The following is a 20,115-nucleotide window of genomic DNA, read 5'->3' on the forward strand; positions in this document are numbered from 1 at the left end:
GTCCTCTATTTTGCAATAGCTCAATTTTGGGTTGGGGTTAAGACAAATGCACGAAATGGGGATTGTGTGAGGGATGAAACAAAGCCCCGTTGATTGGGGCACAGAGTAGATTAATGTTATTCGGGTTTTTCAGGCCAATCAATATCTGGTGCGAGTGAAGTATCAACACGGTTTAACAAAACACGGTATGTTTTCCACGCTGTTAATTTTGCTTGGTAATCGTCATCATCAAGACCGACTTCAATGGCATCTTGTAAATACGTGATAGTGGCATTCGCTTCCTCTAATCGCTGCGCCTTTTCCTGCTCGGCTTGTGCAACCAATACCGCTTTTTGAGATTCAATATCTGTTACCCATTTTTTGCCGTTCCACTTATCAAATTCTGTTTTCGGTTCTAAGAAAGTTAGCGTATCGGACAAATCGCCAATAAAATCAATTTCAATCGGTTGGCGGGTTTCTGTGCTGTAAGCCGTTTTCCCTCTGTTATCGGTGACAATTTCCCATTTGGAGCCATCTTCACTACGCACCACCGCAAAGCTCGCTTTTGTCGGTAATTCTGGCGCATCAATATAAGCACCAGCGGACACACTTACATCAAAATAAATATTCTCCATGCTCGCGTTTAAATATTCGCGCGTTTGTGGGTCTGCGATGTAGACTTTAATCCAACCCGCTTTTGTTGCTAAACCATTTTCGCCAATTTCGGCTTGTTCAATCTCTAAATTATAGTTTTTCATTATGCTGCTCTCACGATATATAAAAATGCAATGTTGCGCGGACGTGTTTCAGTTCCGCCCTCAAGGTTCATCGCGTCTTTTGCAATTGAACGACGACTTCCATTACCCCGACCAAAATAGGAGGTACCAGAGCCGGAATCTTCGCCAATTACCGAGTGGTTATGTGCTCGAAATGCATCTCCTTGAGCAGATAGAACCGCACGACCAGAATCAACACCGCGCCCCGCATCAAGACCTCGAAGGAACTCTCCTCGTAAATCAGGTAAAACCCCTGTTGGATATGCTTTTGCTAAAAGTGGATAGGTTGTTTTATTGAATGACTGTCCATTGCAGACTAAAAAACCTGCTGGAGCGGTAGCCTGAGGCCATGGAATCGGAGCACCTACAGGGTAATCACTTAATTCATCTGGAAAGTTAGTGTGTTTTAAATGTCCATTACGATCGGATTTGGCAATCTCTGTACTATAAAACTCAGCCCAATCATTCATCGTTGATGCGCTTTTGGAAGAGCGCATATATAACCGATTTGACCAATCTGGCGAATAAAGCATGTGGGTAGATACGGCTGGGTCTCGACCAAAAAATATCCCTCCGCCATATTGATGGCCATTTGGTGTATTTTTCGCATCTGAATCATGATAAAAAACACCAAATGTTCTATGTTTATTAATGCCAAAATCAGTCTCTTTTATTGAATTTTCTTTTTTTGTCGCACCCCAGCCAAAATCGCCAACTAACATTGTAGTACCTGTTTTTTTAGGTATGCTAGTAACAGATACATTTCTCCCGTCTTTGTCTCGATAAATAATGTTTAGCGAACTATTATTTGCGTTTGGCATTGTTTCAATATCAACACGCTCACCATTATTATTTGAATTTTTTTTGAGCGATATAGCAGCATAATCCCCAGTATTTTTTACTGTTAATCTATTTTCTGCTTCTGGTGATGATGTATTTAGTTTTCCATCAAGCCCATTTTTAAGTTCAGATTTTGTTGCATAGTCACCCGCAGGGGCATAATTTCCTTTAGGTTGATATCTGCCGTCTGATTCAATTTTTGAATAGCTGTACCCAAGTGCGGCAAGTTTACCAATCTCAGTCGTAAACAAATTCAGGCTAGGGACTTTGTCGTTATCGTTGCCTTTCTGGCCTGAAATATTCGCTTTATCGAATTTTTTATTTAAATCCAGTTTGGTTTGCGCTGATAGTGCATCAATTTTTTTATCAATAACGGTAATTTCAGTATTCACATACTCACGAGTTGCTAGTACCACCGACGGATCAATTTTTAATGTGACGGATTCAGTGTGGCTGACAATCAATACCATTCGAATAGATTGCGTACGGCCTGACCCCTCCGCTAATTGTGGCTTGTACGTTTCGGGGCAGTTTGCTACCGCAATTAAATTACCGGCTTTATCAAATAAGCCAATCTCACGTATCCACCAACCGCCATCCTGTTCTGGAATAATTTGTTCAGCAATGATTTGATTTTTATTTTTATCATCAATAAATAATGTGTTAATGGCGGCTCTGCGTTTTTCAGCAATTAATTTAGTTTGATTTGTGTCTGGTGTTGGCAAACTCCCGCCACCATCGCCCACCGCCATATGTGTTAATTCAAGTTTTGTCCCTAGCGCTGTCGCTTGGGCTAATAAGTTCTCACCTAATTTTGTGAGTAAGGCAAAGTATTTCATTGTGGATTAATCCTCATTTCATCAATTAAGTGAATAGCCGCACCTTGAACATCAAGGCCAGAAACAGAAATTAAAGGCGGTGTATACGCATAAACAGTCAACGAGTCACCGGTGTAACTGGATGCCGCGCAATAAAACTCACCGCGCGTTTCAAGTTGGATAGTGAGCCCCACAAGGTGACGGCTCGCCGGCTTTGCATCAAAAATCAATGCTTCTAACTCTTGATACATTTCCTCAGTAATACCAGTTTCAAGCACCCCGATATCAAGGCGAAACGTGCCGGCGGTTTCGTTGGTTTTCCACCACTCAATCACGCGGATTAAATAACCCAACGGCTCCACCACACGGCGCAATGCCCCTATCGTTCCCTTGTGTTTATGAATAAACATCGCGGCTTTCACGGCATCCCGTTTGGCTTTTTCAGTCCAGTTTTTATCCCATCGGTCAACGCTGAACGCCCACGCCAGATACGGCAGCAAATGCACGGGGCATTTATCAGGGTTCCAAAGTTCACGAATAGGAATAGGCACGCGCTCAATCTGTGCCAATGACTCGGCCGCCGCGAGCTCTAACGGTGATGAGCCGACAGGTAATAAACGATTATTCATCTGAGCCCCCTAATGCCACATTAATTTGTGTGCAGAAGCTGGCCTGTGTTTTATCCAATTTGATATCTGCAACCGGCTTTTTCAGTTCAACGCGTTGCACGCCTTGAACATGCAAAGCGGCATAAATGGCACTAAGGACAATGTCACGGCCTAGTCGGTGTTGCTGTGTCGCATAACGTTTCACTTGTTCCTCTGCCGCCTCCATAATCGGCTCATATTCAGGAGAGGGATAACAGTAAATCACAGCGTCGATTTCATAATTGATAATCTTGGCTGATTGTACGGTGACACGGTCAGCAACCGGCCTAACGTCCTCATCGTTTAGCGCCATATCGACTTTTTCAATTAAATCAGCAGGTGCGCTGCCGTTTCCCTCACGAGATAAAACGGTGACAGTGACGTGAGCCGGTAATGGGCTAATGACAGAAGCGTCAGAAACCCGACCATCGGCAGAGCGTGCGTGATATTCATAACTGCCAATCGGGCCAGCTACGCTTAACGCTTCAAAAGCGGCCGGTATACGCATGCGTAAATTGGAATCTGACTCATATACCGGTGCAATCGGTGGGATGGCGTTTTCATCGCCGGCTGATAACATCAGGCGTTTCACGTTGTTATTGGCCGCGAGTTGGTCAAGGTCGGCACCGGTGGCAAAGGCCACCATACTTGCACGAGCCGCTTCATTAACGCGCTGACGTAAAATCAATTCACGGTAGCAGCTCTCTTGCAATAATTTGGTTAACGGCTCAGATTCCAATTCTAAGGTGCGGGTGATGGCTTCCCGTTGTTCTGCTGGCATCGCAGCAATGAGCGCCGCTTTGCGTTCGGCAAAGAGCACCTCATAATCTAACGTTTCGACCACATCCGGTGCCGGTAATAAACTTAAATCAATACTGGCTGCCATGGTTACCTCACATTGACCGAAAAATTAAGTGACTGATTGGTGTCTTGGTTTGTGGCTTCAATATCCACAATCATCTGCGCAGCCTCAGTGCTATTTAGGCTAATGCGAGTTAATAAAATGCGTGGCTCCCATTTCAACAATGCGGTGTAGCACGCTGACATTAACTGCAATTTCAGCGCGGGATTTTGTGGCTGGTCGATAAGTTCTGATAATAGCGAACCATAATTTCGCCGTGCGATGCGTGAGCCAATAGGCGTGATCAAGATATCGCGCACGGATTGACGTATATGCTCAATATCGGAAAGGCACTTTCCATTTTCTCGACTCATACCGCAATATCTCATTGGGGTTTTCCTGTGGATTCTCCGCCGCTACGTACACCGCCATGAGTATGATCATGCAACGTAATACCATTGGATTTAATCGCGCCGCCGGTGTGTGTAAAATTACCCGTCATTTCGCCGCCCTTAGTCACATTGAGCGTGGCACAAGTCAGATTTTCCGAACAAATCACTGTTGGTGTGGTGAGATTAATTTGTTTACTTGCATTGATGATAACCACATTTGTTGTGGCATTAATTTGTTCGCTGGCGTCAATCGTGGCCGTTTTAATTCCTGTTGCGATTAATGCACCAGTGGCGGGTTCATATTCAATGATTGCCCCATCTGAATAGGTTCGGTGGTCTGCTGTGAGTGAACTGGTCGGCTCGGCATGTTCATTGGAAAAGATACCGGTTAGCACAAATGCCGTGGTAAGTTCGCCGCCTAAAGCAAGGATAAGAACTTGCTCACCCACGCTAGGTGCATTCATGGTGCGAGTATTACCAGCACGCAAGGTGATCCAATTTAGCCAGTCGGTTTCTAGCTCACCAGTTTTAACACGACACCCTTTTTGTGCATCAACATTAGTCACAGTGCCAGTGCGGATCAGGTTTTTGATTAGGCGACGAATCTCGGCATACATAGTTTATTTACTCGCTGCCTTGACTGCCGACAAAAGCACACCGCGAGCCAACCCCTGCCAAAAACACCAAAATACAAAGAATGGCACGACAACCCACTGACTTGTTATGAATAGGATAATCACACCGATCGCTGTCAATAAAATCACCGTTCGATAAATCCATTCATCAAGCGGTATGAGAAGCTTTTCGAAGCCCTCAAAGGTATATTCATAATCTTTATTGGATAAAAAAGGCGTGAGAGTAAAAAATAATTTAAAGCCGTGAAGTGAAATGTACGTATTGATGATCACCACAGAAATATAGTTACCTACGCCCGTATCAAAAAAGATAACCAGTGAGTAAATAATGATAAATAGAGTAGGAATTAGCGGAATGTATTTGCGCATGGCAACCTCAAAAAAATGATTTTCTTAAGCGTGCCATTGATAGTGTATTGATTGCAGCTACTGCCTTTTGTGCAGTCTGTGATACACATTATCGTGAGAGGAAATCAATAATCTGACTTTCAATATGCCTGATTTCTTGCGGTGTGAGCCCTAATAACTGGCGAGAGGGATAGGTGATTTTTGTATTGCCAATACGCTCTGTTAAACCAAACTGGTGTACACCGGCAATATTTGCTGCGGAAGGTAAAAAATAAATGACAGCTTCTTTATCGCTATTATAGGCGCGTAAAAAACGTGCGGTGGCCAGTTTTTTAAACATGCGGGTTTGCTTGGTTTTGCGCTCTGTACTGATTTTATCTTTCTTGATACTGATATAGCGCTGAATATCTGATTTACGAAATGAGCGCTGCGCTTTTTTATTCGCATCTTGCCCAGTGATTGTTTTGCTATTACCTCGCCAGTTCCGTAAGGTACGTTTTTGTCCATGCCACATAAATTGGATTTCACGTTGTACCGTGATGAAATTCGCTTTGCGTTTGGTGTATGGGCTGCCATCCGGATTTTTTTGTTGTGAAATGCGCTTAATTTGAGAACGGCGTAAATCGCGAGTGATTTCTTTGGCGAGCTGCCGGCGCTGGCCTTGCGACATGCGATTTAATAAATGCGTTAATTCACTGTCAAGTTGACGCAAAGTATCATCATTCATCGTGTCGTTGGCCATTCATTAAACGGGTTATCCGGCTCAGGGGTAGCCTCAATCACATATTTACCGTCTTTATCAATCGCTAATACACGCTCGGTGAGATTTAAATCAATACTGATGTGGGCGGTTTTGTTATCTAAAATCACCGCCTCAAATCTAAAATCTTGTTGCCGCTTTGCGGGGTTCGTTGAAATATCGGATTGATTTTTTCTTAGCCAATCATTGACTACCGCAATTAAGACATTTTGGTCACCACTATAGCGCTCAATAATAATATTAGCGGTGTATTCATATTCAAAACTGGGCGTTTCTTCTAACGTGGAAATAATCCGCCCGTTTTCAACAAACAAGTATAAATTTTCAGGATTATCTTTGAGAAATGGAATTTTGCGGTCTAAATATTCCCGTAAGTTAATGAGTTTTTTCACGGTTCCGTTCCTCATCAAATTGCTCAATTGCACCAAGCTGAATATTGACCGTTTCTAAGGCCGCAAGTAAAGGGTCAACCATCAAAGCCAAATCGCAATAAGTTAGAACCCGTCCGGTAGAGGCGGTGGTACTTGCTGGGTTAGTGTTTTCGGAATGGGAACGCATTGCGCTTGCACGGATACGGTAGGCGTTGTTGAGCACCCGATCAGCAAGATACTCAGGCACAGGCAGATCACACGTTGGCTCGTTTTTAAGAATGGTTCTATATTCAATTTTTCTTTCCTCGGCGGCGGCACGTTGAATAATGCCGCGGCGATAGGCATCACCCGCGATTTGATTCGCACGGTGAAAACTTAAAGATTGGTCAGTGATCAGCGCGGATTTTTTATCAACGTCTAACGCGAGTTGTTGGTTTTCTGCCGTGAGTATGCCGACTCGTTCATTGAGCCGGTCTATTTTTTTGAGACCTTGCCAGCCGGCGAATATGACACCGGCGGCAAGGAATAATACGAAAGCGATTACCCATTTTTTCATATTAAACATAAGCTTTTCGTCTCGCATTATTGGGTTCAAACATCACAACATCGCCCACGCTTTTTCAAACAGTTCATCACTGTATGGCTGCTGACCATTTTCAACATGGACTATCGCTTTAGCGATTTTGAATGCCGTTTCTTTGTCATAAACATCAAGGCAATCACGACGACCAAAGCCCGTTTCTTTACAGACACGATTAATATAACCCTCTGTATTATTGCGGTCTTTTGCCGGTGCCCAACGTTCAATAATTTCTTCCACCGTATCAATTTTGCCGCAGCCAACCCCTTGTTTTCCCGCGTAGGTTGAATAGGTCCGCAAAAGCTTGAATAAAGCGCGAATACCGTATTCAGGTTTCTCAAAACGGCTATGACGGGGCTCAATGCTAGGGTCAAAGGCCAGCTCCCCTCGCCATGAATTTTTCGGGTTATAATCAATATTGCCCGGATTATTGTTGCGTATGCCGCGTGGTACGTTAGACATGTTTTCCCCCTGTAAAGCGTGACCAAAAATAAGTGAGGGCGACACTCCCCATAGCCCCACAAACGCCAGTTGCAAACAGCGTAATGTATTGGCTTTGGTTGTACTCTATGCAGAGTAGCCCACCGAGTAACCCTGTGAAGCCAGAAACAACCATTTGCATAAAAGCCGCAAACCAGCTCCACGGGGCATTATTCGTTTTAACGTCAATGATGTATCTCACAACACCTCCCCACATTGAAATGAAGAGCATTAATAACCACTGTGCGATACCGAAACTGTTCGGATCTTTATCAAACATGTATCAATCCCATAGCTGTATAAGTGGCTGTACCGGCTCTTCGGTAATTTCAGGTAACTCAATCAATAGCCCCGCAGGTAGCACCGCGCCATGTTCGGCAAGATTGGGATTCGCTAACAAAACAGCCTCGGTCATGCCTGTCGTTCGGCCGTAAAATCGCCAACATATCGCGTCTACGGTGTCACCTTTTATCGCTCTGGTTTTCATATCAATTCAACAATATTGTGTGTCGTACCCTTGATGCGCTGAATTGCCCAGATAGCATCACGCTGTAAATCATCAATATTCGTCTCTAAGGCATCAGCTTTTTTATTACCGTTGGGGGTTGTATCAATATCGCGGTAACGTTCGATTAAGTTTGCTTTTGCCGCGCTGAATACGGCACGGCGATAAAGGATCACTAATTCCGATACGTCAATCTCCCCATGGGTAATTTTGCTGGCCGGAACCGCGTCTAACGTTGTATAGCCCAAGTGGATTTCTTGCTGTTGAAAGCGGGATAATTCACGGTTGGTTTCAATGATGGCGTTTTTTAAGGCTTCAATTAATCGACCTTGGGTGACCGTACCGTCAACTCGCATTGATTCCCGAAATGCACGGGTATTAATCGCAGGCCAAAAATCACCACTGGTGATCATTTCGTCTTTTTCGTTAGCGGGTTCGGGTGAAACAAAATCCATAAGGTCACCTTAAAAATAGGTAGGCGGTGGGCGAGAGTCCGAAAAATAAATTTCTTATCTCGCGCCGCCTTGCGCGTTGGCACGTTCTTTATTCATCAGCCCTGTTTTTTGCTGACAAAAACTTTTCAATATTCTTAATATCCTGCTTAACACCGCAGCGTTCATTAAGCTCAAGAGCACGCATTAATTCACATAAAGCCGGTTGCGGAAAATCATTATCGCGCAAGCTGTAACCGAGCCATTTATGTAGCTCGGCGCGGACTTTATCGGGCATATCTTCATGCTCAATTAATGCCATAGTGCGCTGCAAGATATCCAATGGAATGGGATTTTTTGCGGTATAGGCTTCTTTGGCTCTATCTCCCATTTCTTCGGCAATAGCACAACCGGTTGTGCGAGATTGGCCTGACGGCATGGCGAGCTTGTGTTTTAATGCATACTCCGCAATATCTAGCCCTTGCGCGTACAAACCCGCGTCAAAACTCCACAACATGAGGTACATCAAAACATCATCTTGAACGCCTGAATTGCCTTTTAATGTTTCAGTGATCCACGTTTCGTATAGCGGTAAGGCTTTACGTTTGTACGCGGCTTTACGTTCAAATGATTGGGTTTTACCTAAATCACGCATGTGTTGGCGCAACATCAATTTGACTTGTGTTGCTGCCGAGGGGTCAGCAAGAACGCCATAGGCGCTGACGTTCTTGGCTTCAACCTGCATGCGTTTTCGTTCCCACGGATTCACAGATTATTCTCCGGTTGGCGCGTCTTTTACTTCGTCCGGCTCAGTAGGCTCCGCCGGTTTTCCAGACGTCAGCTCAATGTTTTCAATCAACGCCACACAGTCGTAATCTTCAACAATGTAATCTTCATTCACTGATTCGTAGTTTTCGATACGGTCACGTTTTGCATTGTCCACCACTTGACGGCGGCGTGATTCGATTTGCCAGTAGATAGATAAATTATCTAATCGTGTGATAAGCATTCCATTTTTCGGGAAATAGGGAACACGTACCGCCGGCAATCCACCGAGGCGTTTTTGGCTGATAATCACATCCGCAGCTAACGCCTCGGTATTGGCTTGATCACGATTGACGATTGGGAAATATTTATCGGCTAATAATGAGCGACCACAGATAACCACTAAATCGGTATCATCGGCATAGACTTCGGAAATGGCGTGGTCGACGGCTTGCATAACCAGTGCATCAAGGTTTTCATACTCTTCACCTTTACCCACTTTGATAGGCTCAGGGGTGATTTGGTTGGTGTCTTTATCGGTTGAAGAACCTAAAACATGTTCAGGGGCTTCAAGGCGAATTTTATGTAACCAACCAACATTTACGTCCTGTAGTAGCTTGTTGACTTCACGGTTTGAAGTTGCAGCACGATGTGTCCCGTTAAAGCCAATCATAATGCGGTCAAGAGCTTGACGCTGAATAATGGCATCACGTATGCGGCGCTGGAAATCTTCAAACATCGCCCACATGTCCAGTTTTTCATAACGAATAGCGGTATCGAAATTCGTTTGGCGGCAGTGATACCCTTGTTTGGCCAATTGAGTTGGGTCAGTCGGTTCGCGGTCTTGTTTGGTGGTGTCCGTCGTGCCGGCAACCGTTGAGCCAATGCCGAGGCCGATTTTTTCGCCCACTTGGTCTTTGACAGGCACAATATTAATTTTGGTCAGAAAGACGGCGCTTAACTGAATTTTGCTTTCCAGTTTTTGGGCTGCCGAAGGCTCAATTTCCACTTTTGAATCTGTGAATTCGTGTGGCTGAACACCGTAAATCTCACCTAGACGGGTCATGTAACCGTTAAATTTAACTTTTGTTTCTTTTCTCATTGTTTTTCCCGTTTAGCAATCAGTCAGGTTTTCAGTGTTGGTTGTATTGCCACCAAAAGACGTGGGGCGGTGTTGCTGATTATCTTGCTGGCTCAAATCTTTTTTGAGTTGGTCCAGCTCACTGCGCAGGGTTTCATTTTCTTTTTTGATACCCGATAACGCTTTGACTTGTGTTTCAAGTCGAGTCAGCTTTTGTGCAGTTTCGGTTTGCTCTTCCGCGCAAAGCTCTACCGCTTGGTGAATGTCATTGAGTTCAACATCATTGCGCTGACGTTCGCGACTGAATTTCGCCATGATGCGATCTTTCAAGCTGGGTTTTTCTGGTTTGTTTTCTTCTTCGGTAAATTCAATCACCGTTTCTTCCGCCGCCGTAAAGACGTTATCTTTATCTTGCTTGCGTTCTGAGAAAGTCGCGGCTTTATCTGCACCCGCGCTAAATTCCAACATGCTCGTGCCAAGGCTGGCAGGGTTATCCGTGACAGCTACGCCCACCAAGTAAGCACCGTTCATATCAGAGAAATTTGGATTGATTTCAACAGACGTGTAAACTTTCTGACGTTTTTTATTCATTTCGACCAACTCAGGTGTTGGGGTTAACACGCCATATAGTGCTAACTTGCCTGCTAATGCTCCCTCGCTGATTTCCTCGGTATAGACCGACTCAACATCACCGAAGCGCGGCATAAAAGAATAATTCCAATGCTCCATATTGATGCGGGCACCATAAACATTTTTATCGTAATTTTTGGCGATTTCCGTCAACCATTGGCGTTGTACTTTGCGCCCGTCGGTTGTGGCTCCCTCAACACAAAGGCGCACCGGTTTAGATTTTTTTGTCATTGCTCAGGCTCCGGCAATTAAATTTAATGCGTAGATAAAAAATTGATGAGCCTATGTTTTCAGGGATGGGGGCTAAGAAACAATGCTTTGCCATTGTGTGGGAAATGGCACAACGGCAGCTCGGGGCGATTGGTCGTCTGAGCCAGTAATCTGGCGACATGAAAACATTACACGATTTTGACCCAAGAAAACGCGCCATGCACATGTATTTTAGTGGGTATCGCATCGCGCGTATTGCCGAGGCTCTCAAGGAAAAGGCCGCGACAATTCACAGTTGGAAACGCCGCGATAAGTGGGATGAAATCACCCCCATTGATCGCGTGGAAATGACGCTGGAGATGCGACTTTGTACGCTATTGAGTAAAGAAAATAAAGAGGGGAAAGACTTTAAAGAAATCGACTTACTTTATCGCCAAGTAGAGCGGCATGCCAAAATTCACAAGTACCAAAACGGCGGCAATGAGGTTGATTTGAACCCGAAACTGGCCAATCGCAATAAAGGTGAACGCCGCGCCCCTGAGAAGAATTTATTCAGCGAAGAGCAGATTGAAAAGCTGGAAGAAATCTTTCGTGAAAATATGTTTGAGTACCAGAAAGCATGGTACGGAGCCGGCCATAAGCACCGAATTCGCAACATCTTAAAATCACGCCAAATCGGGGCAACTTACTTTTTCGCTCGTGAAGCCTTTATGGATGCACTCATTACCGGTCGAAACCAAATATTTTTATCGGCGAGTAAAGCCCAAGCGCACGTATTTAAAGGCTACATTATTGATATGGCGCGAGAGGTTGATGTTGACTTAAAAGGTGATCCGATAGTTTTGCCTAATGGCGCAACACTGTATTTTCTTGGCACCAATGCCCGTACCGCGCAGAGTTACCACGGTAATTTGTATCTTGATGAGTATTTCTGGATACCCAAATTCCAAGAATTACGCAAAGTCGCCTCCGGTATGGCCATGCACAAAAAATGGCGTCAAACCTACTTTTCGACCCCATCCGCATTAACACACAGCGCGTATCCGTTCTGGTCTGGAAAGCTCTTTAATCGTGGTCGTCGTAAGGCCGATCACGTTGAGGTCGATATCAGCCATCAAGCGTTAGTGAATGGCATGATGTGTGGGGATGGTCAGTGGCGGCAAATTGTCACGATTGAAGATGCCATGCGGGGCGGGTGTAATTTATTCGATATTGATCAACTCTATTTAGAATATAGCCCTGATGAATTCGAAAACTTGCTGATGTGTGAGTTTGTCGATGATATTGCATCCATCTTTAATTTGCAGTTAATGCAAAAATGCATGGTGGACAGTTGGGAAATATGGGACGACGTTCAGCCGTTAATGATACGTCCCTATGCTTATCACCCTGTTTGGATTGGTTATGACCCCGCGAAAGGTACTCAAAACGGAGATAGTGCGGGTTGTGTGGTGATTGCGCCACCGCTACACAAAGGCGGTAAGTTTCGCATACTTGAGCATCATCAATGGCGTGGCATGGATTTTCGCGCGCAATCGGACGCGATAAAAGAACTCACCGAGCGTTACAACGTGCAATACATCGGGATTGATTCCACAGGTATTGGCCATGGTGTCCTGCAAAATGTGCGGGAATTTTTCCCTGCTGCAAAAGAATTTGTCTATAACCCTGCCTTAAAAAATGCATTGGTGCTTAAAGCTTATGACGTGATTAGCCATGACCGGTTGGAATATGACGCGGGTAGTAATGATATCACGCAATCTTTTATGGCCATTCGCCGTGCCACTACCGCCAGTGGTAACCGCCCAACTTATGAAGCTGACCGCAGCGAAGAAGCCAGCCACGCAGATTTAGCATGGGCAACCATGCACGCCCTTTATAACGAACCGATCACCGGTGAAAATCACAATCAACATAATATCGTCGAGGTCTTTTAATGAGCCGTAAAAATAAAAAACGCCAATCACAAACACTGGCGCAAAAAACCGACAGCGCATCAATGGAAGCATTCACTTTCGGTGATCCAATCCCCGTACTTGATAAGCGTGAAATTTTTGATTATTTGGAATGTGTGCAAATTGATAATTACTATGAGCCGCCAATTAGTTTTAATGGCCTTGCGCGCACGTTCCGCGCAGCCCCACACCATAGCAGCGCAATTTATGTAAAACGTAATATTCTCACCAGTACCTTTATTCCTAATAAATATTTAAGTCGTCAGACGTTTGATAGTTGGGCATTAGATTTTTTACTGTTTGGTAATGGGTATCTTGAAGAACGAAATAACCGTCTGGGGCAGTCGCTGAATTTTAAACATTCGCCGGCTAAGTTTACCCGCCGCGGTGTTGACTTAGAAACTTACTGGTTTGTGCAATATGGCTACGATATTAAACCGTATGAATTTCAAACGGGTAAAGTGTTTCACTTGATTGAGCCGGATATTAACCAAGAGTTATACGGCTTGCCGGAATATCTTGCGGCGATCCCCTCCGTACTGCTCAATGAATCGGCAACACTATTTCGCCGTAAATATTATCTCAATGGCTCGCATGCCGGTTATATCTTGTATATCAGTGATGCAGCACAAAAAACCGATGATGTTGATAAAATTCGTGAAGCACTCAAAAGCAGTAAAGGACCAGGGAACTTTCGCAATTTATTTTTGTACGCACCAGGGGGAAAGAAAGACGGCATCCAAACTATTCCGCTTTCCGAAGCTGCCGCAAAAGATGAATTCCTTAATATTAAAAATGTAAGTCGTGACGATATGTTAGCGGCACACCGCGTGCCACCACAAATCATGGGGATCATTCCTGAAAATGTGGGCGGCTTTGGTGATGTTGAGAAAGCGGCAAAAGTATTTGTGCGCAATGAGTTGATGCCGTTACAAAGTAAGATGATGCAATTGAATGATTGGTTTGGTGGGGAGATTATAAAGTTTGATAAGTACTCGCTGGACTTAGACGACGAATAATATTACTAGTTAATTCAATGATACCGCCCACTGAGGCGGTATTTTTCTGCCTGCAAGTAGGTGATCTCGACGCCCTAAATAATAATAAGACCCCATTGTATTATACCAAACCTAGCTCACCAAGACGAATCCGCAATAAATTTCTTCCATCAAATAGCGATTTAAACGCACCACACGCCACCACAAAGCGTGCAAAAATAATTGCTATCTAGTTATATAAATTTGATTTTAACGCTGTGACGGCTCGGAGATTTTGCGGACGGATATTTAACAATAAACACCTCGCCGCGCAATCGTAGCCCCGCCACGCCTGCCCACTAAATAGGTCGGTTTTCATGCACCTGCAAGAGATCGTTAGAACCGCGCCAGTGGTGGCGCTTTACGTGGATAACGATCCTTTTTATAACTTGCAGATTTAGGCGGAAAATTGCGGAATTTCTTACCTATGATTATTTAGCGAAAGTTTTATCTATTCCCAATCAAAGTCAGTATCTTGAGAATTCATGACATTTAACAAATGACTGAGTGTTGTATAACAATTAACTATTTTTGTTACTGTAGGGTCTAAATCTTTGTAAACAACATCCCTTAGATTAAATCTGTCAATTAAATCAATCATTGATAATGAATTTTTTTCATCAAGAAATATGTCTTCAAACCCTTTACTACTAGAAATAGTTTTTTCAATTTCTTTAGATTTTACATCCTCACTGCTAGAAAAAGTCTCTTCAATTACTTTAGATTTTACACCTTCTTGTTCAAAAATTGTATGCTGAATTGTTGTAGGAAGTGGATTTAATTTTTCCTTTTTATTATCAATAAATATATTAATTGAGTTAGAGATGTCATTTAAATTTTGTAATTTTACTAAATAAAATCCTTTTGTTGTTTGAGAAACGGAGTTCTTACCTATGACTTTTTCTTTTTCTTTTATTTCTTTATGTAGTAAGACTGCTATCCTTGCTTCTGGAATGGAAATGTTTATTAGGTTTTCTTTTATTTTTAAAATATCATTGTTGTTATCCGTTAGTCCTATACTTTCAAGTAATGGGATCGCAATATTTTTAATAGTGGATTCTTTATCTTTTTCAAAAAGAAATTCTGTTACAGAAATATATCTTTCTTGAGATAACAATAATTTTTTTAATATAAAATCTTGATATTTTTTCTTTTTTTCATCTGATTCCAATATATATATGGCTGTATGATATTCTAATATACTTCTATGTATAAATGTATATCTATTGTGTCCATCATTTTTTATTAATCCAGTGATTCTAATTAAATCATCAAGGAAGTTATTTTGCTCTAAGTTAGTAGATGAAACTCCAATTTTAGTCAGTGATTTACTAATATTTTCTATGGCTAACCCTTTATCAAATGATAGTTTAGCTAAAGAGAAACAAAGGAAAGAGAATGCAGTAAATACTTTAAACGCATCATCTGTTTGTATATTAAATTTTTTCTCTCGATCATAGTATGATTTTTTTTTGTCATGTCCCTCATATAATATATGGAATATACGACCGTAATAATCGCTGGCAGTAACAGGAATGTAATCTGTTTCTGGGTAACTTGCACAAAATAAGGATACAAGAATAGGTGTAATTAATGACTTCATTAGTCTTGGATTGTTTTTCAATGCAATATTTGATTTTTTAAAATCATCTTCACTCATTCTCTTCTTTATTATTTCTAATACTTGAGTTTCTGAGAGGTTTTTTAGCTTCATATTTTTGACCATGGGACTATTACAAATTGGAGTGTCAGGTCTTGATGTTAAAATAATCGGAGTTTTAATGTTTAATTTTAAATATTCTAGTTCATTAAATATACTTTTACTAAATGTTGATTCAATTTCATCAAATCCATCTAGTAACAAAAGAAGACGGCCACTAGATAAAGCTGATTCCACACCTTCTTTATCTGCATTTAATCCTGCTATTTTTAAAACATTAACAATTTCATCTATAATACTACTTTCTTTTTCTATTTTTCTTAACTCTATGAATATTGGTAATTTAAATTTAAATCTAATACACTCGATTAAAATTTTTCTTAATAGCGTGCTTTTCCCTTGGCCGGCTATTCCTTCTAAACATATTATATTTCCATTGCTCTCATGTAGTATATCGATAATTGAATTTAATTCCCCGTCTTCATCTTTAATATCTGACTCGATAAAAACATCCTCAATGAAAATGTTTTTTTGTTTACCATCAATAGTTTTGAAATACAAATTTTCCATTATATGACATTTTATGAAATTATTATAGATACTGTTATTATCTTTAATTTCTTTTATTAATCTATTCCCTTTTTTTGACTTATGGTTCCATTTATCTTTAAGAATATTTACCATTAATTCCGCAAACTCACCAGTAACCTTCTCGGTAACTTTATCAGCAGCCTTACCAATCAATCCGATTGCTAAATTTTCTATAACCATGACACTATAACTCCCGAATAATATTTATTATACGATAGTACCAATCTATACTATAAAACATCAATATGTTAGCCATTAAAATATTTGACTTAAAATTATCGACTATCATATAAAATTTGTACTAGGCTACATTCTCCAGCATTCTTTTCCACAAATGCGAAACCGTATTCCTTAATGTTGCATACTTCACCTGAGCCGTGCTCAGGCTCGTAAAATTGCACATCTGATAGATTGGATGTGATCCGCGATCTACAGTTATTGACAGGACTCCGAGGCGCTCCGCTGTCGCTTCTTAAAAGATTAAGGTCAACGTCAACGGCGCTTTTCTTAACGATTTGATACTTTCTGTCACGCGTTTTAATGACTGGAGTACCGGCTTTTAATTGGTTGTAGATACCAACAACTTTCTGAACATCTTCGCCGTAAACATTTACATCACTGATCTCACGAGCAACGCGTATCGTTTCTTCACTCCGGCGAATACATGGGCCACCTTGTGACATAACATATTCAAAGAAATCACCGCTATCTGCAGCCGCGCGCACGCGCTCTGCAACTTCACCAAGCTGATCAGCAATAGAAACGCCACGCAAACAAGAACGACGGCACTCTCGATAAGCGCCTTTTGATGGGAGTTTATAGAAATGAAATTGTGGTATACGCCAAGTTGAAGCCCACGCAGTAACAGCCGCCGCCATACTTTTTAAATCTTTACCGGTTTCGTGGTCTATCTCACCATCAAGGGCGTAACCGTCGATATTTTTAGCGATATATTTTGCGATATAGCCTACTGCACCACCGCGGTTCATGTGTTTACATTCAAAACGGTATTTATGTGCGCCAGCCTCGTCACCATCTTCTTTTAATGCACGCTTGCGCATAATATCAATGGCATCAGCCCTACTTGCCTTATCAACAAAAAGTAGCATGTGCCAATGTGGTGTACCGTCATGATGCGGTTCGACAACCCGAACACCATAAACATTAATGTTATTGTCATTAAATGCCGAACGAATACGCGACCAAACTTTGACTAAGTACTGTTGACCGTCCTTTGGTGTGTAGGCCTCATTTTTCCATTTGCTGTTAAGTACTGCGATCACGTCTTTTTTGCGTTTACGTAGCTTTGTTGGGTGATATTTTGACGGGCAAGTCATAGTAATAAACATTCCAATATCACCACGTTCTTTCGCTACGCGTTCAATCCCCGCCATTTGAGCCATAAGTTCCATGCGGCGAATTTCAGGATTTGAAACACTCGCCATAACTTTATCGAACAGATCAAAGCGTTCACCGGTTTCAACATCCTGAATATCCATGCCTTGTAGGTATTGCATATTAGACAAACGCTGCGCTTGCACTGCGCGAATAGCTTGTTTACTTGCATATGGATTGCGATTTTGACAAACATCCATATTGGCAATCATTAAGGCTTCTAGCCATTGAGTGCGGTGGGCTTTTAACTTTCGGCACCAAAAATCCGCATTAACCAAGCGCTGTACAGTCGCGATCACTTTTCGAATTTCTAGATTTTGTTTACCTTTGCCTTTCTTACGATTTTTCAAAACTCGGCGGTAAGCTTTATAATGAAGCGGTGCAACATGTAACCCTTTCACCAACTCAGCCAAACGCCCGTAAATTTCTGTTTGTACTGAATCTTGATAGATAACTTCACGATCACCGTTATTCTGTTCTGTAAACTTATCGCAATAGATTTCATACAAATTAGAGAAACCGATAGCAATAATTTCAGCCAACTTTTTCACCGATTTATCATTCAAATCAAACAACCGGTTATATTGGCTAACATCAGGCGATAAACGAGTTGAAATTGTTAATAATGCTTTTGTTTCAATTTCATAACGTGCATTGATAACTAGCAATCTTTGCCATATCTGCTGATGGAAACGGTAATATAAAAAGTCGTAGGCTTTACGTAGGCCACTTTCTTTTAATAAATTGTCATAGTGTTTTTGATAGCGATAGCGCAGAACGCGTGGCAAGGTTTGAATATCACTTAAAATCGCTTGCCCCTGAACAATTTGTTCACGGGTAAGCGGTCTTTCTATATCAGATTTATAGTAATCATTATCTTTTGGCTTATTCCACGGATAAGGAAATACCATATCCGCGGTATAAGTCAGCGGTAACGTGGTGAAATCTAATACCTTAGACATTAAGCGCCCCGCCTAATGTTTCAGGTCTTAAAAGATTAATAGCAGTTTCACACCGGCGAGAAATGATATCTACCGCTTCACGATAAACATCTAATGTTTTAATACCTCGCCCCTTAACGTTTTGAACATGATAAGAAACTAAATCAATTGCCAGCATCCACGGATCAGAATGACAGCAAACGAGGCTATAACAACGATTACGACGGTTATATGACAGCAAGCGCCAGATAATTTTATTATTTTCTGTATCAACATGTCTCTGAATAGCAAAGCGTGTGCCGCTAATGTAGACGCCATTGATTGGATCAAGCATCATTACTTAACCCCCTCTAAAACAGCGATAATTTCTTTTGCGGGCTTACGACAACCACTTGCAGCGATTGTGCGTGGTGCTTCTATTTCATGAATAGTAAAACCAAGGTCAGCGTAAAGTGTTTTAGCTTGCGGGGAATTAGAAACGGTGATCGGATTGCCTTGGCTATCATTAATATCTTTTAATGCAATCGCTAACGCTTCATGGTCAGCATAGGTAAAGCCGGCTGTATGATATTGAGTGAAGCTATCGCTCCCGCCCATGTATGGCGGATCACAATAGATACCGTCACTATATTCAACTAATGAAAGTGTATCTTGCCATTCAAGGCAAGTGATGATGGCATCCTGAAATTTAACAGCAAAGGTTATTATTTCTTCCTTTGGAAAATACGGTTTTTTGTAATTACCAAAAGGAACATTAAAACCTGTTTTTTCGCTATATCTGCAAAGTCCGTTGTAACAGTGCCTATTTAAATACAAAAAATTGACAGCCATTCCTTCTGGAGTCATGTGTTTCTTAGTTGTGTTAAATTTGTTTCTTATGTCGTAATAGCTTTTTACTTGATTAAATGTCTGAAAATAATATTCAGCATTTGGCATAAACTGCACAGGCAATGACTGAGCCATGAGATATAGGTTAATTAAATCAGGATTAGCATCCGCAATTAAATACTGCTCATAGTCCGTGTTCATCATCACAGCGCATGAACCAGCAAACGGCTCAACTAACCGTTTTGCTTTTGGTAAGTGTGGGCGTAATTGCTCCATGATACGAACTTTAGAGCCAGCCCACTTGAGGATAGTTTTATTTGATTTAGCCACGATAATTATCCTCAATTCGAATAACTGAAAATGAAATCATCACAAAAGGAGGTAATGCCCTTAACTCTGGGTAAACCTCATTAATTTTTGTGATGTCAGTGATGAGACATGAAATAGCATTGCCGGTGTAACTGGCATAAGGCTTATTGATTGAATTGAATTCACGTAAAAACAGTTCATCACCAACCTGAAAATCCCTATCGGCACGGCGAAACTCTGCTGTTTTCAAACCATCTTGAACGAGCTGAAAGTAATGAGGGGCTAGCTTGAGCTCATGTTTTCTTTTCAT

At 42.0% G+C, this 20,115-nt stretch carries 24 protein-coding genes; 2 read left to right on the top strand and 22 right to left on the bottom strand.

The window, feature by feature from the left end; genetic code table 11:
• Window positions 1-116: 116 nt before the first annotated feature.
• From ACU696_RS15490 to ACU696_RS15570, 17 genes are all read right to left on the bottom strand, one after another.
• On the bottom strand, window positions 117-737 hold the full coding sequence (locus tag ACU696_RS15490; protein ID WP_447343174.1) for a tail fiber assembly protein: 621 nt from the start codon (window positions 735-737) through the stop codon (window positions 117-119).
• Window positions 737-2,434, bottom strand: coding sequence for a phage tail-collar fiber domain-containing protein (locus ACU696_RS15495; RefSeq protein ID WP_447343175.1), 1,698 nt, complete (start codon window positions 2,432-2,434; stop codon window positions 737-739). Before ACU696_RS15495 ends, ACU696_RS15490 begins: the two co-directional genes overlap by 1 nt.
• A complete protein-coding gene (locus ACU696_RS15500) occupies window positions 2,431-3,042 on the bottom strand; it encodes a phage tail protein I (protein WP_048606836.1) in 612 nt (203 codons plus the stop codon). Before ACU696_RS15500 ends, ACU696_RS15495 begins: the two co-directional genes overlap by 4 nt.
• Window positions 3,035-3,946 carry a baseplate assembly protein gene (locus tag ACU696_RS15505; protein ID WP_447343176.1) on the bottom strand — a complete coding sequence of 304 codons (912 nt, stop codon included), beginning with the start codon at window positions 3,944-3,946 and terminating at the stop codon, window positions 3,035-3,037. The genes ACU696_RS15500 and ACU696_RS15505 overlap by 8 nt, the downstream gene beginning before the upstream one ends.
• Before the next feature lie 2 nt (window positions 3,947-3,948).
• The gene (locus ACU696_RS15510; RefSeq protein WP_036962053.1) at window positions 3,949-4,290 is read right to left on the bottom strand and encodes a GPW/gp25 family protein; all 342 of its coding nucleotides are present in this window, start codon (window positions 4,288-4,290) and stop codon (window positions 3,949-3,951) included.
• Complete coding sequence (locus tag ACU696_RS15515) at window positions 4,287-4,910, bottom strand: phage baseplate assembly protein V (protein WP_369098648.1); 624 nt, start codon at window positions 4,908-4,910, stop codon at window positions 4,287-4,289. Before ACU696_RS15515 ends, ACU696_RS15510 begins: the two co-directional genes overlap by 4 nt.
• 3 nt (window positions 4,911-4,913) lie before the next feature.
• On the bottom strand, window positions 4,914-5,297 hold the full coding sequence (locus ACU696_RS15520; protein ID WP_180312220.1) for a hypothetical protein: 384 nt from the start codon (window positions 5,295-5,297) through the stop codon (window positions 4,914-4,916).
• Between the two features lie 88 nt (window positions 5,298-5,385).
• Window positions 5,386-6,003 (bottom strand): phage virion morphogenesis protein, encoded by a 618-nt coding sequence (locus ACU696_RS15525; protein WP_102140828.1) that lies wholly within the window; start codon window positions 6,001-6,003, stop codon window positions 5,386-5,388.
• Window positions 6,000-6,428: a phage tail protein gene (locus ACU696_RS15530; protein WP_369098647.1), complete on the bottom strand. Its 429-nt coding sequence runs from the start codon at window positions 6,426-6,428 to the stop codon at window positions 6,000-6,002. Before ACU696_RS15530 ends, ACU696_RS15525 begins: the two co-directional genes overlap by 4 nt.
• Complete coding sequence (locus tag ACU696_RS15535) at window positions 6,412-6,972, bottom strand: DUF2570 domain-containing protein (protein ID WP_369098646.1); 561 nt, start codon at window positions 6,970-6,972, stop codon at window positions 6,412-6,414. Before ACU696_RS15535 ends, ACU696_RS15530 begins: the two co-directional genes overlap by 17 nt.
• A gap of 33 nt (window positions 6,973-7,005) precedes the next feature.
• Window positions 7,006-7,449 carry a structural protein gene (locus ACU696_RS15540; RefSeq protein WP_369098645.1) on the bottom strand — a complete coding sequence of 148 codons (444 nt, stop codon included), beginning with the start codon at window positions 7,447-7,449 and terminating at the stop codon, window positions 7,006-7,008.
• On the bottom strand, window positions 7,442-7,747 hold the full coding sequence (locus ACU696_RS15545; protein ID WP_048606846.1) for a phage holin family protein: 306 nt from the start codon (window positions 7,745-7,747) through the stop codon (window positions 7,442-7,444). Before ACU696_RS15545 ends, ACU696_RS15540 begins: the two co-directional genes overlap by 8 nt.
• A gap of 3 nt (window positions 7,748-7,750) precedes the next feature.
• Window positions 7,751-7,954 carry a tail protein X gene (locus tag ACU696_RS15550; RefSeq protein WP_272519809.1) on the bottom strand — a complete coding sequence of 68 codons (204 nt, stop codon included), beginning with the start codon at window positions 7,952-7,954 and terminating at the stop codon, window positions 7,751-7,753.
• Entirely contained in the window at window positions 7,951-8,427 is a 477-nt protein-coding gene (locus ACU696_RS15555; RefSeq protein WP_272578468.1) for a head completion/stabilization protein, read from the bottom strand. The genes ACU696_RS15550 and ACU696_RS15555 overlap by 4 nt, the downstream gene beginning before the upstream one ends.
• A gap of 88 nt (window positions 8,428-8,515) precedes the next feature.
• Window positions 8,516-9,172, bottom strand: coding sequence for a phage terminase small subunit (gene gpM, locus ACU696_RS15560; protein WP_265524186.1), 657 nt, complete (start codon window positions 9,170-9,172; stop codon window positions 8,516-8,518).
• A gap of 3 nt (window positions 9,173-9,175) precedes the next feature.
• Window positions 9,176-10,270 (bottom strand): phage major capsid protein, P2 family, encoded by a 1,095-nt coding sequence (locus ACU696_RS15565; protein ID WP_210783229.1) that lies wholly within the window; start codon window positions 10,268-10,270, stop codon window positions 9,176-9,178.
• Between the two features lie 12 nt (window positions 10,271-10,282).
• A complete protein-coding gene (locus ACU696_RS15570; RefSeq protein ID WP_447343177.1) occupies window positions 10,283-11,110 on the bottom strand; it encodes a GPO family capsid scaffolding protein in 828 nt (275 codons plus the stop codon).
• A 158-nt stretch (window positions 11,111-11,268) separates the two neighbouring features.
• On the opposite strand from ACU696_RS15570, the gene ACU696_RS15575 reads away from it, so the two are divergent.
• On the top strand, window positions 11,269-13,026 hold the full coding sequence (locus tag ACU696_RS15575) for a terminase ATPase subunit family protein (protein WP_117161992.1): 1,758 nt from the start codon (window positions 11,269-11,271) through the stop codon (window positions 13,024-13,026).
• Window positions 13,026-14,063 carry a phage portal protein gene (locus ACU696_RS15580; protein ID WP_112308399.1) on the top strand — a complete coding sequence of 346 codons (1,038 nt, stop codon included), beginning with the start codon at window positions 13,026-13,028 and terminating at the stop codon, window positions 14,061-14,063. The genes ACU696_RS15575 and ACU696_RS15580 overlap by 1 nt, the downstream gene beginning before the upstream one ends.
• A 469-nt stretch (window positions 14,064-14,532) precedes the next feature.
• Here the strand turns inward: ACU696_RS15580 and ACU696_RS15585 are convergent, their stop codons facing one another.
• The 5 genes from ACU696_RS15585 to ACU696_RS15605 all read right to left on the bottom strand — a co-directional run bounded on the left by ACU696_RS15585 (window position 14,533) and on the right by ACU696_RS15605 (window position 20,115).
• A complete protein-coding gene (locus ACU696_RS15585) occupies window positions 14,533-16,512 on the bottom strand; it encodes an NACHT domain-containing protein (protein ID WP_447343178.1) in 1,980 nt (659 codons plus the stop codon).
• A gap of 95 nt (window positions 16,513-16,607) precedes the next feature.
• Window positions 16,608-18,689, bottom strand: coding sequence for a replication endonuclease (locus ACU696_RS15590; protein ID WP_447343179.1), 2,082 nt, complete (start codon window positions 18,687-18,689; stop codon window positions 16,608-16,610).
• Window positions 18,682-19,005, bottom strand: coding sequence for a DUF5405 family protein (locus ACU696_RS15595; protein ID WP_094961855.1), 324 nt, complete (start codon window positions 19,003-19,005; stop codon window positions 18,682-18,684). Before ACU696_RS15595 ends, ACU696_RS15590 begins: the two co-directional genes overlap by 8 nt.
• Window positions 19,005-19,826, bottom strand: a complete 822-nt coding sequence (locus tag ACU696_RS15600) for a DNA adenine methylase (protein WP_447343180.1) — start codon at window positions 19,824-19,826, stop codon at window positions 19,005-19,007. Before ACU696_RS15600 ends, ACU696_RS15595 begins: the two co-directional genes overlap by 1 nt.
• Window positions 19,819-20,115 (bottom strand): DUF3850 domain-containing protein, encoded by a 297-nt coding sequence (locus ACU696_RS15605; RefSeq protein ID WP_272661077.1) that lies wholly within the window; start codon window positions 20,113-20,115, stop codon window positions 19,819-19,821. Before ACU696_RS15605 ends, ACU696_RS15600 begins: the two co-directional genes overlap by 8 nt.

The organism is Providencia sp. PROV_01, assembly GCF_053098325.1.